The organism is Microbacterium sp. LWH10-1.2, from assembly GCF_038397765.1.
GTDB classification, from domain to species: domain Bacteria; phylum Actinomycetota; class Actinomycetes; order Actinomycetales; family Microbacteriaceae; genus Microbacterium; species Microbacterium natoriense.
In genome coordinates, this window is sequence record NZ_CP151638.1 from 1,997,814 (window position 1) to 2,011,316 (window position 13,503).

Genomic DNA, 13,503 nt, shown 5'->3' on the forward strand with positions numbered 1-13,503 from the left:
TGCGCCTAGCCGACGCTCCCGGCGCGGTAGCCGACGCCACGCACCGTCATGACGATCTTGGGGTTGTCCGGGTCGACCTCGACCTTCGCGCGCAGTCGCTGCACGTGCACGTTCACCAGACGGGTGTCTGCCTTGTAGTGGTAGCCCCACACCTGCTCCAGGAGCATCTCGCGCGAGAAGACCTGCTGCGGCTTGGAGGCGAGAGCGACCAGGAGCTGGAACTCCAGCGGAGTGAGGGCGATCGGAGCCGTTCCTCTGCGCACCTCGTGCGCGTCGACGTCGACGGTGAGGTCGCCGACGCGCAACTGCTCACTGGTCTGCTGCGGGGCCGGACGGAGCCTCGTGCGGATGCGCGCGACGAGCTCCTTCGGATTGAAGGGCTTGACGATGTAGTCGTCTGCGCCGACCTCCAGTCCGCGGACCACGTCGGCGGTGTCGCTGCGAGCGGTGAGCATGATCACCGGCACGCCGGATTCCGCACGGATACGGGTGCAGATCTCGATCCCGTCCATACCCGGGAGCATGAGGTCGAGCAGCACGAGATCGGGGCGCTGGGTGCGCCATTCCTCGACCGCCCGCGCACCGTCGGCGCAGAACACCGGCTCGAAGCCCTCGGTGCGCAGCACGATGCCGATCATCTCTGCGAGCGCGGTGTCGTCGTCGACCACAAGAATGCGTGAGGTCATAACAGTTACCTTATGGCACTCGGTACCACCGATCCGGTGTCTGCGCATCTTGGACGTGTTGTGACACGATGGGAGCGCACGACGGAGGGAGTGCTGTGAGTGGCCAGACCTGGACCCCTGCCCCGAAGAAGGGGCTCATCCCCCTGCATCCGCTGACGTTCGGAATGCTGCTGGGGCGATCGTTCTCGGCACTGCGCCACAATCCGAAGGTGCTGTTCGGCTTCGGAGTCGTCGTGCAGCTGTTCGTCGTCGTGCTGAGCTCCGTCGTGATGGGCTACGTGTTCTTCACCACGTTCGCGCGCCTGCAGTCCGTGTCGATCTCGTCCCCCGACTTCGAGTCGATCTTCGCGGGGACCATCGCCATGAATCTCGTCGCCGGCATCGCCGTCGGGCTGGCCTCGGTGGCCTTCACCGCGATGATGCAGGGCGTCGTCGCGGCCGAGGTCGGATACGGCGCGGTCGGCGTGAAGGCGTCGCTGGGCACGCTGTGGCGCAGAATGGCGCCGTCCTTCTGGCGTCTCGCCGGCTTCTCGATGCTGGCCGTGCTCGCCGTCTTCGGCGTCATCGCCGTCGTGTTCGCCGTGATCGCCGGGATCATCGTCGCCGTGGGCGGCAACGGGACCGACCAGATCGGCATCATCGTGGCGGTCGTCATCATCCTGATCCTCGCGATGATCCCGCTCTCGGTCTGGCTGAGCACCAAGCTCCTGCTGGTGCCGTCCGTGCTCGTGCTCGAGCGCGCGACCCTGCGTGGCGCCCTCGTGCGCTCCTGGCGACTCACGCGCGGGCGCTTCTGGGTCGCGTGGGGCGTGACGATCCTCATCGGCATCATCATGGGTGTGGCCACCCAGGTGGTGAGCATCCCCGTCTCCCTGTTCTCCGGCCTTCTGGGCGGAGTCATCATGCCCACGGGCAGCTCGGCCGACCCCGGCGCCGTGTTCGGCTTCGTGCTGGCTCTGCTGGTGCCGCAGATCCTCCTCCTGATCCTCCAGGCGATCACCCTGGTCGTGCAGAGCACGGCGGGCACGCTCGTCTACGTCGACAGTCGGATGCGCTACGAAGGCCTCGATCAGACGCTGATCGCCCATGTCGAGAGGCGCGACCTCGGCTGGACAGAGGATCAGCTCGGCGATCCCTTCGTCGTCGACCCCGCGCGTGCCGTCACCGACGCTCCCCCGCCCGTGCAGCCGCCGGAATGGGCGGTGGCGCAGGCCACCTATGCCGCGAGTCAGGGGTACCCCGCACAGGGGTACGCAGCGCAGTATCCCGTGCAGAGCAACCCCACCGCTCCGTACCCGGGTCAGGGATACCCGGCTCCGCAGCAGTACGCCCCGGCGCAGCCGTACCCGCAGACCGGCGCGGCGACCCCGCAGCCGCCCGCATACGCACCGCAGCAGCCACCTGCCTACGCTCCGCAGCAACCCTATGCGACGCAGCCGCCGGCATACGCACCGCAGCCACCTGCTCCGACGTCGCAGCCACCTGCTCCGACGTCGCAGCCTCCTGCGTATCCGACGCCCGCGGCGCCGCAGCCGCCCGCCGCGCCCGCACAGGGAGCCGCTCCGTCCGACCGCGCCCCGGAGACCGGGTGGGCTGCTCCCGGTTCCGACGGGGCGGCATGATCCGTCCGTTCGACGACGTCGTCGTCCCCGATGGGGATGACGCGCGACAGTGGGCCGAGCAGGAGCTCTCGAACCCTCGCTACGCGGATGCGAAGCCGACGTGGTTCGATCTCATGGCGCGCGACATCGGCCGCTTCCTCGCCGACCTGTTCTCCTCCGACAACTCGAACGCCATCGGGCCGAGCGCCCTCATCGTCGTGAGCGTCGTGATCTTCGGCGCGCTCGTCGCCGCGCTGATCATCTGGGGCCGTCCGCAGCGCCCCCGAGCGGTGCGGCGAGCCCTGGGTGGACTGCTCGGAGCGGACGACGACCGCACCGCTGCGCAGTTGCGGGCCGACGCCGAGCGCAGCGCACGCGACGGCGAATGGGACGACGCCACGGTCCTCCGGTTCCGGGCGCTCGCCCGCGGCCTCCTCGAACGCGACCTGATCGACCCCGCCCCCGGGGCGACGGCCCAATCGATCGCGCGCGAGGTCGGAACGGTGTTCGCGTCCGAGTCCTCCGCCGTGCGGACAGCCGCCGGCTCCTTCGACGATGTCCGCTACCTGCGGCATCCGGCGACGGCAGACAGCTACGCCCAGCTCGCCGCGGTGGATGATCGGCTCTGCGCGCTGCACCCCGAGGCGGTGACCGCATGACCCTCGTCGCAGAGGACACCGCGACGGCGTCTGCGGCGTCCACCGCGGAACGCCCACCACGTCGGCGCCGTCTTCGCACGCTGGGCGGTTGGGCCATCGTCGCGATCCTCGTGATCCTCGGGGCGTTCGTCGCGATCCAGGTGGGCGTGTCCATGCCGTCGTCACGCGGATCCCTCGACCCGGAGGGCGTCGGCGACTCCGGAGCGATGGCGCTGGCTGAACTCCTCCGCGACCAGGGGGTCGAGGTCACCGTCGCCCGCTCCCGCGACGACGCCCGCGCCGCACTCGACGAGAACACGACTCTCGTCATGTCCAACCCCTACACCCTCACCGACGAGGGGCTGGAGCGCTTGATCGAGCCGGCCGACCGGGTCGTCTTCCTCTCGACGAGCTCGCACCTGCTCAGCGTGCTGGGGATCGGCACGAGCGCGAATGGCCCCTCCACCCCGGTATCCGCGGACTGCACCGTTCCCGAGTTCGCGAAGGTCGGCGACATCCGCCCCGACCGGATGTTCGCCCCCGCGGACGGCGTCGAGGGGTGCTTCGGCGACGCGGATGCCGCCGCCGTGCTGGTCGACGATGACGACGGCATCCGTCGGACCGTCGTCGAGGCCGGACGCCTCTTCAGCAACGCGTACCTCGCCGAGGACGGCAACGCGGCGCTCGGGCTCGCCCTGCTCGGCCAGAGCGAGAAGGTCGTCTGGTACGTGCCCTCCTTCGAGGACTCCGACATCCAGGGCGAGTCGCCCGACACCCTCGGATCCCTGACCCCCGGCTGGGTGACACCGGCGATCCTGCTCCTCTTCCTCGCCGGCGCCGCCGCCGCCTGGTGGCGGGGCCAGCGCTTCGGCCCGCTGGTGGCGGAGACCCTTCCCGTGACGGTGCGGGCATCCGAGACCATGCAGGGCCGCGCGCGGCTGACCGCCAAAGCGGCCGATTCCGCACACGCCGCCGAGGCGCTGCGCGACGGAAGCCGACGTCGGCTCGCCCGACGGCTCGGCCTCGCCGTGACCGCGACCTCCGACGAGATCGCGGACGCCGCATCCGACCGGCTGCGCATCCCCCGGGGCACGCTGCAGACCCTGCTGGCGGGACCGCTGCCCGCAGACGACCCATCGCTGATCCTGTTCGCGCGTCAGCTCGACGAGTTGGAGACCTCGGTCGACGACTCGACCCGTAGCCCGCGCACGCCGGAATGACCCTCTCCACACCGACGGAAGCCGAGGACGACACGTGACCGCTGAGAACTTCAACGACGCCGAGCTGCGGCAGGCGATGCATCGCGTGCGCGCCGAAGTGGACAAGGCCGTCGTCGGCCAGGCCGGCACGGTCACGGGCCTGCTCGTCTCACTGCTGGCCCGCGGGCACGTGCTCCTGGAGGGCGTGCCCGGCGTGGCGAAGACCCTGGTCGTGCGATCGTTCGCACGGGCCCTCGGCCTGGACACGAAGCGCGTGCAGTTCACCCCCGACCTGATGCCCGGCGATGTCACCGGCTCCCTCGTCTACGACGCCCGCACCGGCGAGTTCGACTTCCGCGCGGGCCCGGTGTTCACCAACATCCTCCTCGCGGACGAGATCAACCGCACTCCGCCCAAGACGCAGGCGGCGCTCCTGGAGGCCATGGAGGAGCGCCAGGTGTCCGCAGACGGCGTCAGCCGCGCCCTGCCCGACCCGTTCCTCGTCGCCGCGACGCAGAACCCGATCGAGCACGAGGGCACGTACTCGCTGCCCGAGGCGCAGCTCGACCGCTTCCTCATGAAGCTCGTGGTGGGCATGCCGGAGCGCGACGCGGAGGTCTCCGTCCTCCGCAGGCACGCCTCGGGCTTCTCGCCGCGTGAGCTCACCGGCGTCGAGTCCGTCGTGACGGCCGACGAGATCCGCGCCGCGCAGGCGGCGGCCTCCCTCGTCGAGGTCACGGACGACGTGCTCGGCTACGTGGTCGACCTCGCCAGAGCGACCAGGCAGTCCCCGTCGGTCGAGCTCGGTGCGAGCCCTCGTGCATCCACCGGCCTGCTCGCGGCGGCGAAGGCGTGGGCCTGGCTGAACTCCTCCACCGCGGTCACCCCCGACCACATCCAGACCATGCTGGTGCCGGTCTGGCGGCACAGGCTCCAGCTGCGCCCGGACGCGCAGATGGAAGGCGTCTCGGCGGATGCCGTGCTCACCTCCGTCGTCCAGCAGACCAGGGTGCCGATCTAGGTGTTCGTCACCGGTCGCCTCGCCGTCGCTCTCGGCATCGGCATCATCCCGCTGGTCCTCGCCGGACTCGCGGGCTACTCGGGGTACGCCGCGCTGGGCATCTGGGCGGGACTGTGCGCGGTTCTCGTCGCGGTCGACGTGCTCACGGCGGCGAGCCCCGCGAGAGCCGTGGTGACGCGCCGGGTGCCCGCGCGAGCACGACTGGGCGAGCAGGTCCCGGTGAGCGTCGCGGTGCACAATCTCGGCTCGCGCACGCTGCACGCCCTCATCCGCGACGCCTGGCAGCCGACCGCCGGCGCCGGGCCGGAGCGGCAGCGCCTGAACATCCCTGCGGGCGAACGCCGTCGCGCGGACATCCCCCTGCTCCCCCGCCGACGCGGCGAGCTCGTCAGCGAGTTCGTGGTGATCCGCTCGCGCGGTCCCCTCGGCCTCGCAGGCCGGCAGTCGAAGCACCGAGTTCGCGGTGCGATCCGCGTGCTGCCCGCGTTCTCCTCCCGCAAGCATCTGCCCTCGCGGCTCGCACGGCTGCGGGAGCTCGACGGCAACACGAGCATCCAGGTCCGAGGGCAGGGCACCGAGTTCGACTCGCTGCGCGAGTACGTCCGCGGCGACGACGTGCGCTCGATCGACTGGAGGGCGACCGCACGCGCGGGCACGACGATGCTGCGGACCTGGCGGCCCGAGCGCGATCGTCACGTCGTCATCATCATCGACACCGGCCGCACGGCCGCCGCACGCGTCGGCGACGGCACCAGGGTGGATGCGGCCCTCGAGGCCGCGCTTCTGCTCGCCGCCCTGGCGACCCGCGCCGGAGACCACGTGCACCTGCTCATGTACGACCGTGTCGTGCGCGCGAGAGTCACGGGCGTCGACGGCGCCGCGCTGCTCCCGGCGCTGACCGACGCGATGGCCCCCGTGCACGCGCGTCTCGTCGACACCGACTGGCCGAGCGCCTTCGCCGCCGTCCGCACGCTCACCACGCGCCCCTCGCTGATCGTCGTGCTCACCGCACAGGATGCCGCGGAGTCGGCCCGAGGCTTCCTCGGCGCCTTCCCCGATGCGTCGCGGGCGACCTCGATCCTCGTCGGCTCGGTGACGGATGACGGCATCTCGGACCTCGCCAGGAGGCGCGACTCGCGCGAGGAGGTCTACCTCGCCGCAGCGGCCGAGCGCACCATGCGCGACGCCGAGAACGTGGCCGACGCGATCCGACGCGCCGGAGGCGAGGCGATCGCCTCAGATCCGGAGACGCTCCCCCCGCGCATCGCCGACCGCTACCTCGAGCTGAAGGCCGCCGGACGGCTCTGAACCGCGCTGCCGCGCGTCGATCCCTCGCACGTCGGGGCCTTCGCCCGGCGCGCAGGAGTCGACTCAGCCGGCGACGAGCCGCGGAGTGCCGGCCTCGTACTCCACGAGGTCTCCGGTCTCGCCTCGACGGTAGGCGCGACCTCCGATGACGAGCATGTAGATGAGGAACACGGCGAGCGCCGCGGCGCCGATGCCGATCTTGACCGGCCAGGGCAGCGACCATCCCGTGACGAAACCCTCGATCAGACCGGCGAGGAACAGCGCGAAGATCAGGCCGATCGCGACGGTCGCGAGAGACCGTCCCTCGGCGGCGAGGGACTCCCCCCTGGTCCGATGGCCCGGCGCGACCCACGCCCAGAACAGGTGCAGCCCGCCCGCGCCGGCCACGAAGATGCTCGTCATCTCCAGCATCCCGTGCGGCAGGATGTAGAGGATCATGACGTCGACCTGGTCGTGCGCGGCCATGACCGCGCCGGAGACGCCGAGGCCCATCGCATTCTGGACCATCGCATAGACCGGCCAGATCCCCGTGATCCCGAACAGCACGCACTGCAGGGCGATCCAGAAGTTGTTCCACCACACCATGCCCATGAACACGGCAGCCGGGTTCTCGGTGTAGTACCCGGTGAAGCTCTCATCCGCGTACTGCTTCAGGTCGGCCGGAGTGCCGAGCGTCGCGATCAGGGCCGGGTCGCTGGAGATCCACACGGCGGTGCCGACGGCGATCGCGATGAACGACAGGGCGATCACGAGGGTCGTCCAGCGCAGCCGGTACAGCGCCGCGGGAAGCTGCCTGGCGAAGAAGCGGGCGGCGAGGGTCAGGACGTTGTCGGACGCTCCGGTCAGCCGCAGCCGCGCCCTGATCAGGATCGTCGACAGGTACGCGCCCTGCGGGGACTCTCCGACCGAGGTCTTGAGATCGGCGAGATCCGCGGATGCCGCGCGGTAGCGCACGATGAGCTCGTCGACGCCGGCGCCGTCCAGCCGTGCACGGCTCAGTTCGTCGAGTCGTTCCCACTCGGCGCGGCGTGCATCGGTCAGCGCATCGGCATCCACCTGATTTACTGTACTCATGTCCGTGCCGTTCGATACGTCAGACGAGATGCTCTCCGGCGAAGCCGTGGCGATCGACGTGCAGCCGATCGGCTTCGTGCTGCGGGCGGCCGGAGCGATCATCGACATCCTCGTCAGCGTCGCGGTGTTCGTGATGTGGATCTTCGTGCGTCTGTGGCTGCTCGGCATCGGCGTGCTCGACGAGGCGACCGACACGATCGCCTCGATCATGGCGATCATCGTCAGCTTCGTGGTGCTGCCGATCACGATGGAGGTCGTTCTGAAGGGACGCAGCCTCGGGAAGCTCGCCGTCGGAGGACGCATCGTGCGCCTCGACGGCGGAGCGACCGGTTTCCGCCACGCCTTCATCCGCGCGCTGCTCGGCGTGCTGGAGATCTACATGACCCTCGGCGGCGTCGCCGTCCTCGCCGGCGCGTTCAGCGCTCGGTCGCAGCGCCTGGGCGACATGGTGGCCGGCACGTACAGTCAGCGCGTGCGCACCCCGAAGCTCGTCCCCCTGGCGCCCGTCCTTCCCCCGATGCTCGCGGGCTGGGCGCAGATCGCCGACGTCGCGCGTCTCCCCGATCGACTCGCCCGCCGCATCTCGCAGTTCCTGGTGAGCGCGCCGCGCCTCACGCCGTCCGCACGCGAGCGCGTGGCCAGGGAGCTGCTGGCCGAAGCCTCGCCGTTCGTCTCGCCGATCCCCGCCGCGCCGCCCGAGGTCGTCCTCGTCGGCGTCACCGTGCTGCGCCGCGAGCGCGAGCGCCGCGCGCTGGAGAACGCCGGCGCGCGCGCCGAGAAGCTGACCGGTCGTCGCGTCGGCGTCTGAGCATCCCGCTCAGTAGCGGTAGTGCTCCAGCTTGTACGGCCCCTCGACGGGGACGCCGATGTAGGCGGCCTGCTCGTCGCTGAGTCGCGTGAGCTGCACGCCCAGAGCATCCAGGTGCAGGCGGGCGACCTTCTCGTCGAGAGCCTTGGGCAGCGTGTAGACGCCGGTCGGATACGCCTCGATGTTCGTGAACAGCTCGAGCTGCGCCAGCACCTGGTTGGCGAAGGAGGCGCTCATCACGAAGGACGGGTGGCCCGTGGCGTTGCCCAGGTTCATCAGACGGCCCTCGCTGAGCACCAGCACGCTGCGTCCGTTCGGGAGGCGCCACTCGTGCACCTGCGGCTTGATCTCGACCTTCGAGACTCCGTCGAGCGCCTCGAGACCGGCCATGTCGATCTCGTTGTCGAAGTGACCGACGTTGGCCACGATCGCGAGGTGCTTGAGCGCCAGCAGATGCTCGGTCGTCACGACATCGCGGTTGCCCGTGCCCGTCACGACGATGTCGACGGCGCCTGCGACGTCGATGAGACGCGCCACCTGGAAGCCGTCCATGGCGGCCTGCAGGGCGCAGATCGGGTCGACCTCGCTGACGATCACGCGGGCGCCCTGCCCGCGCAGGGCCTCCGCTGCACCCTTGCCGACGTCGCCGTAGCCGCAGACGAACGCGACCTTGCCGCCCATCAGCACATCGGTCGCACGGTTCAGGCCGTCGGGCAGCGAGTGGCGGATGCCGTACTTGTTGTCGAACTTGCTCTTGGTCACCGAATCGTTGACGTTGATCGCCGGGAACAGGAGATCGCCGGCGGCCGCGAGCTCGTACAGGCGGTGGACGCCGGTCGTCGTCTCCTCCGTCACGCCGATGAGTCCGGCGGCGATCTTCGTCCATCGGTCGGTTGACGCGGCGAGCGAGGCGCGGAGCAGGTCGAGGATGATCGTGTACTCGTGCGAGTCGGCATCCGTCGCAGCGGGCACGGCTCCGGCCTTCTCGAACTCGACGCCCTTGTGCACGAGGAGCGTCGCGTCTCCCCCGTCGTCGAGGATGAGGTTCGGTCCGTCGAATCCGGATGCCGACCAGTCGAAGATCCGCTCCGTGCAGGCCCAGTACTCGTCGAGCGTCTCGCCCTTCCACGCGAACACCGGCACACCGGCCGGGGCGTCGACGGTTCCCGTCGGGCCGACGACGACAGCAGCGGCGGCCTCGTCCTGCGTGGAGAAGATGTTGCAGCTCGCCCAGCGGACCTCGGCGCCGAGAGCGGTCAGGGTCTCGATCAGCACGGCGGTCTGCACGGTCATGTGCAGGGAACCCGCGATCCGCGCGCCCTTGAGCGGCTGCGCCGCACCGAACTCGGCGCGCAGGGCCATGAGCCCCGGCATCTCGTTCTCTGCAAGCCGCAGCTGGTGGCGGCCGGCTTCGGCCAGGGACAGATCGGCGACGCGGTACTCGAGCTCGGGCATGCCCCTATTCTGTCATCCCGTCAGAACCGGATCGCATCGATGACCTTCACCCGCAGCGCGACGATCGCCGGGATGAATCCGGCCACGGCGCCGACCGCGACCGAGGCGATCAGGCCGATCATGGCCGCGCGCATCGGGAAGGGCGGGATGTCCTGGATCCCGTAGAACATCGAGGTGACCACCCAGTCCGATCGCAGGACGGCCACGACGATCGCGATCCCGATCACGCCGGCGACCGTCGTGGCGACCAGGCTCTCCAGCAGCACCGAGACGAACACCCGCCCCGAGGTCGCCCCGAACGCCCTGCGCACCCCGATCTCACGCACGCGCTGCCGCATGGCGACGAGCTGGATGTTGATCAGGCTCAGGGCGCCGAGCGCGAGGATGACCCCGGCGATGCCTCCGACGACCATCTCGAACGTCGCCATCGCGTTCACGTTCCCCGGCTGCGCGGCCCAGTCCGAACGGCTCACCGTGATGGTCTGGCCCTCGGGGAGACCGGCCCGCAGATCCATCGCGAACACCGGCGCGATCTCGTCGACCCTGCTCTGCGAGACCCACACCTCGTACTGCACCTGGGCGCCTTCCGGGAGGGCGTCGACCCTCGCTCGGTAGGAGTCGAAGAGGAGGTCCACCCGCAGCGAGTCGTCCATGTATCCCTGACGCGGGACGACACCGACCACCTGGTAGGTGCCGCCGGCCGGACCCGCGAGCGAGAGCGTCGGATGCTGTGCCAGGGGAACCCTGCCGATCCTCTCCCACAGCGCCTCCGTGATGATCACCGGTGGCGCGAGGGCCTCGACGTCCGCGTCGGCGAGCCAGCGCCCGTCGAGCAGCTCCTCTCGGTGGATCTGCGGGTACACGGGGTCGTACAGCCGTGCGTACACGTCGACGATGCCGTCGGGCAGCGCCACGGGCACGCTGAGCCCCTGCACGACCCTCGCCGCGTGACTGAAGTCGAACCGCGCGGCGGCGCCGGCGACGCGTGCGTCGAAGGCGTCCAGGTCGACGGGTGCGCCGTCCTCGCTCATCTGGCTGACGACCAGGGTCGCTGCACGCCCACCGGATCTGTCCGACTGCTCCGTCTGATACTGGCGCTGATATTCCGAGAACGCGAAGACCGCGGTGAGCGCCGCGACCGAGACGGCGATGCCGATCAGGCTGAGCAGCACCCGCAGCTTGTGAACCCTGATCTCCGCCCAGGCGTCGGCCAGAGCACCGAGGATGCCGGTCACGATGCCTCCTCCGGTTCGGAGGCGGATGACGGCACGGACGCCGCGAGCGTCGACGCCTCGAACGCGAGGCTGAGATCGGCCGTCTCCAGGCGTCCGGCATCGAGTCGATAGTGCCGCCGCGCGCGTGCGGCGACGTGGAGATCGTGCGTGATCGTCACGAGCGCGGCATCCGTCTCGGTGGCGACCTCGTCGAGAAGCGCCATGACGGACGCCCCGGTGTCGATGTCGAGCGCGCCGGTGGGCTCGTCCGCGAGGATCAGCACGGGCCTGCGCACCAGCGCCCTGGCGATCGCCACCCGCTGCTGTTCGCCGCCGGAGAGCCGGTCGGCGATCTGTGCGGTGCGATGCCCGAGTCCGACGCGCTCGAGCATATCGGCCGCGATCCGGCGGCGGTTCCAGAACAGATGACCGCGTGCGTGCCCGAGCGGCATCATCACGTTGTCGAGCGCCGTCCGCCCCGGGAGCAGGTTGAACTGCTGGAACACGAAGCCGACGTTGTTCCCGCGCAGCCGGTCGAGCCTTCCCGCCCGCATGCGCCGGACCTCCGTGCCCTCGAAGGCGACCGTTCCCGTGGTCGGGGCGTCCAGCATCCCGAGGATGTTCAGGAGGGTCGACTTCCCCGAGCCGGAGCGCCCGACGATCGAGACGTGATCGCCCGCCCCGACCTCGAGGCTGATGCCGCGCAGGATCTCGAGCGTCGAGTCGTCGGCGAGCGTCACGCTCTTGGTGACGTCGTCGAGCCTGACGAGGGTCACCAGTTCGTCCCGCTGTCGCACTGCTCCACCCCTGGTGCGACCTCGTAGCAGTTCTCCTGCACGGGGGCGACGAAGCCGGGGACGAACTGCCTGATCGACTCCCCCTCATCGAGACCCGAGACCACCTCGACGATGGTGCCGTCGTTGACGCCGAGCGTGACGGCGCGCTCCTCGGGGTCGGCGCCGTCTCCGGCATCCACCCACACGTTGCCGCTGCCCGCTCCGCCCTGCACCGCCGTCACCGGGATCACGAGGGCGTCATCGACCTTCCCGAGTGCGAGATCGAGCGTGGCCGGGAGTCCTGCGAACACGATCTGATCGGTCGGGATCGCGCATCGCACGCTCGCCGTGCCCTCTGGGCTCACTTCGACTCGCACTCCGGTGCAGGTGAAGGGCGCGGGTCCTCCGGTGATCGTGACGGATGCCTCGGTCGGCGCGTTCACGAGCCGGTAGAGCTGCACGGGCTCGACGGTGGCGAGCAGGTGATACCGGGCCGGGGTGATCTTGTAGATCTCGGTCCCGACGCTGGTGGGCTGCCCCTTCACGAGCGCGATCTCGGAGATCTCGCCCGCCTCGGGCGCGAGGACGTCGATGTCCTTCTTCGGGTCGTCCTGCGTGATCGTGAAGAGCTTCTGGCCGGCGGCGACCGTCGCGCCCTCGCCGACGTGGACGGCGGTGACGGCCCCGGTGATCTCGCTGCGCACGGTGAACGCGTCGTCGCGCGCGATGTTGCCGCTGAGCGAGAGCTCGTTGACGACGGATCCCCGTTCGACCGCGATGACCGGATCGGTGATCGCCGCCTCGGGTACGACCGCCGTCACGGTCTGGTCAGGGAAGAACGCGATCTTCACGAGCGCCACGGCAGTCGCGCCGAGCACGATGACGAGAAGGAGAGGGAAGATCCAGCGACGCCAGACGATCACGGCTGCCTTTCCGGCCACGCCACCTTGGCGCGCCGGGAGTCAGCATAACCAGAAAATGGTTTCCGGGTATAGAGAAATGCTCAGGCGCGAAGAGCCTCGTGCCTCACGACGAGCCAGCCGGCGGGGACCGACAGCCTGTCGGCATGCGGCGCGCACAGGTCGTGGGCGTTGGCGTGGTGCGCGATGCCGAGCGGCCCCAGAGCCGCCATCTGATCGCCGTAGTCGTAGGTGAGCGTCGCCACGGCCTCGCGAGCGCAGCCGACCTTCGAGCAGAGTCTTCCGTCCATCACCGCCAGGCTACGTCCGGCGGACGCCGGTCGGGGGATGCCGCGCCGCATGCGGAGGCACACCGCCTAGACTTCTGAACATGCCCCGTCGTCGCGCCGATCGCGCCTCCGCCGCTCCGCGGAGGGGCGCCCGTCACGGCCGACACGGCCGCCTCGGCCGCAGTGAGGTGGTCCGGCCTCCCCTCGCCCCGCTCGACGGGCGGATCGACCGGTTCGACCTCACCGTCGGCACGGCGGTGGAGTTCCTGCGCGGCACGTGGAGCGAACTGCAGGACGTGCGCTTCGAGATCGGCGCCATGCCGCTGTACGAATCGGGAGACGAGGTGCCCCGCTGGTACCTCGACCGCGACAACCGGCGCATCGTTCTGTTCCGGCTGCCGATCGAGCGGCTGCTGCCGCCCGGTCACGACGACGCAGCCCATCGGCGCATGGCCATAGAAGGCGCCGTGTTCCGCGCAGCGGCGGAGTACGTCGGCCGCGAGCCCTGGGACCTCGGCCACGACCACTGAGCAC

Annotated in this window: 14 protein-coding genes; 7 read left to right on the forward strand and 7 right to left on the reverse strand. The window is 70.1% G+C overall.

Going from position 1 to position 13,503, the window contains the following annotated elements; genetic code table 11:
* Positions 1-5: 5 nt before the first annotated feature.
* Positions 6-686 (reverse strand): MtrAB system response regulator MtrA, encoded by a 681-nt coding sequence (mtrA, locus tag MRBLWH10_RS09620; RefSeq protein ID WP_341942515.1) that lies wholly within the window; start codon positions 684-686, stop codon positions 6-8.
* Positions 687-781: 95 nt separating this feature from the next.
* Between mtrA and MRBLWH10_RS09625 the strand changes: the two genes are divergently transcribed.
* The 5 genes from MRBLWH10_RS09625 to MRBLWH10_RS09645 all read left to right on the forward strand — a co-directional run bounded on the left by MRBLWH10_RS09625 (position 782) and on the right by MRBLWH10_RS09645 (position 6,453).
* On the forward strand, positions 782-2,308 hold the full coding sequence (locus MRBLWH10_RS09625; RefSeq protein ID WP_341942516.1) for a hypothetical protein: 1,527 nt from the start codon (positions 782-784) through the stop codon (positions 2,306-2,308).
* A complete protein-coding gene (locus MRBLWH10_RS09630) occupies positions 2,305-2,946 on the forward strand; it encodes a DUF4129 domain-containing protein (protein ID WP_341942517.1) in 642 nt (213 codons plus the stop codon). Before MRBLWH10_RS09625 ends, MRBLWH10_RS09630 begins: the two co-directional genes overlap by 4 nt.
* Positions 2,943-4,145 carry a DUF4350 domain-containing protein gene (locus tag MRBLWH10_RS09635; protein WP_341942518.1) on the forward strand — a complete coding sequence of 401 codons (1,203 nt, stop codon included), beginning with the start codon at positions 2,943-2,945 and terminating at the stop codon, positions 4,143-4,145. The genes MRBLWH10_RS09630 and MRBLWH10_RS09635 overlap by 4 nt, the downstream gene beginning before the upstream one ends.
* A gap of 76 nt (positions 4,146-4,221) precedes the next feature.
* Positions 4,222-5,145 carry a MoxR family ATPase gene (locus MRBLWH10_RS09640; protein WP_341942582.1) on the forward strand — a complete coding sequence of 308 codons (924 nt, stop codon included), beginning with the start codon at positions 4,222-4,224 and terminating at the stop codon, positions 5,143-5,145.
* Positions 5,146-6,453, forward strand: coding sequence for a DUF58 domain-containing protein (locus tag MRBLWH10_RS09645; protein ID WP_341942519.1), 1,308 nt, complete (start codon positions 5,146-5,148; stop codon positions 6,451-6,453). It abuts the gene before it with no gap.
* Between the two features lie 63 nt (positions 6,454-6,516).
* Here MRBLWH10_RS09645 and MRBLWH10_RS09650 read toward each other — a convergent pair whose 3' ends face one another.
* Positions 6,517-7,509 carry a stage II sporulation protein M gene (locus MRBLWH10_RS09650; protein ID WP_105672466.1) on the reverse strand — a complete coding sequence of 331 codons (993 nt, stop codon included), beginning with the start codon at positions 7,507-7,509 and terminating at the stop codon, positions 6,517-6,519.
* Between the two features lie 16 nt (positions 7,510-7,525).
* Here MRBLWH10_RS09650 and MRBLWH10_RS09655 point away from each other — a divergent pair, with 16 nt between their 5' ends.
* The gene (locus MRBLWH10_RS09655; protein ID WP_105672467.1) at positions 7,526-8,335 is read left to right on the forward strand and encodes an RDD family protein; all 810 of its coding nucleotides are present in this window, start codon (positions 7,526-7,528) and stop codon (positions 8,333-8,335) included.
* Between the two features lie 9 nt (positions 8,336-8,344).
* Here the strand turns inward: MRBLWH10_RS09655 and ahcY are convergent, their stop codons facing one another.
* From ahcY to MRBLWH10_RS09680, 5 genes are all read right to left on the reverse strand, one after another.
* Entirely contained in the window at positions 8,345-9,790 is a 1,446-nt protein-coding gene (ahcY, locus tag MRBLWH10_RS09660; RefSeq protein ID WP_341942520.1) for an adenosylhomocysteinase, read from the reverse strand.
* Positions 9,791-9,810: 20 nt separating this feature from the next.
* Positions 9,811-11,025: an ABC transporter permease gene (locus MRBLWH10_RS09665; protein ID WP_341942521.1), complete on the reverse strand. Its 1,215-nt coding sequence runs from the start codon at positions 11,023-11,025 to the stop codon at positions 9,811-9,813.
* The gene (locus MRBLWH10_RS09670) at positions 11,022-11,780 is read right to left on the reverse strand and encodes an ABC transporter ATP-binding protein (protein ID WP_341942522.1); all 759 of its coding nucleotides are present in this window, start codon (positions 11,778-11,780) and stop codon (positions 11,022-11,024) included. Before MRBLWH10_RS09670 ends, MRBLWH10_RS09665 begins: the two co-directional genes overlap by 4 nt.
* The gene (locus MRBLWH10_RS09675) at positions 11,777-12,721 is read right to left on the reverse strand and encodes an HlyD family efflux transporter periplasmic adaptor subunit (RefSeq protein WP_341942523.1); all 945 of its coding nucleotides are present in this window, start codon (positions 12,719-12,721) and stop codon (positions 11,777-11,779) included. The genes MRBLWH10_RS09670 and MRBLWH10_RS09675 overlap by 4 nt, the downstream gene beginning before the upstream one ends.
* A gap of 62 nt (positions 12,722-12,783) precedes the next feature.
* On the reverse strand, positions 12,784-12,990 hold the full coding sequence (locus tag MRBLWH10_RS09680) for a DUF3499 family protein (protein ID WP_105672472.1): 207 nt from the start codon (positions 12,988-12,990) through the stop codon (positions 12,784-12,786).
* Between the two features lie 80 nt (positions 12,991-13,070).
* Between MRBLWH10_RS09680 and MRBLWH10_RS09685 the strand changes: the two genes are divergently transcribed.
* Entirely contained in the window at positions 13,071-13,499 is a 429-nt protein-coding gene (locus MRBLWH10_RS09685) for a hypothetical protein (protein ID WP_341942524.1), read from the forward strand.
* The last annotated feature ends 4 nt before the right edge of the window (positions 13,500-13,503 follow it).

Coding starts and splice junctions, on each gene's coding strand:
- MRBLWH10_RS09630 (WP_341942517.1), top strand. CDS start 2,305: ATGATCCGTCCGTTCGACGACGTCGTCGTCCCCGATGGGGATGACGCG.
- MRBLWH10_RS09680 (WP_105672472.1), bottom strand. CDS start 12,990: ATGGACGGAAGACTCTGCTCGAAGGTCGGCTGCGCTCGCGAGGCCGTG.
- MRBLWH10_RS09685 (WP_341942524.1), top strand. CDS start 13,071: ATGCCCCGTCGTCGCGCCGATCGCGCCTCCGCCGCTCCGCGGAGGGGC.
- MRBLWH10_RS09655 (WP_105672467.1), top strand. CDS start 7,526: ATGTCCGTGCCGTTCGATACGTCAGACGAGATGCTCTCCGGCGAAGCC.
- mtrA (WP_341942515.1), bottom strand. CDS start 686: ATGACCTCACGCATTCTTGTGGTCGACGACGACACCGCGCTCGCAGAG.
- MRBLWH10_RS09635 (WP_341942518.1), top strand. CDS start 2,943: ATGACCCTCGTCGCAGAGGACACCGCGACGGCGTCTGCGGCGTCCACC.
- MRBLWH10_RS09640 (WP_341942582.1), top strand. CDS start 4,222: ATGCATCGCGTGCGCGCCGAAGTGGACAAGGCCGTCGTCGGCCAGGCC.
- ahcY (WP_341942520.1), bottom strand. CDS start 9,790: ATGCCCGAGCTCGAGTACCGCGTCGCCGATCTGTCCCTGGCCGAAGCC.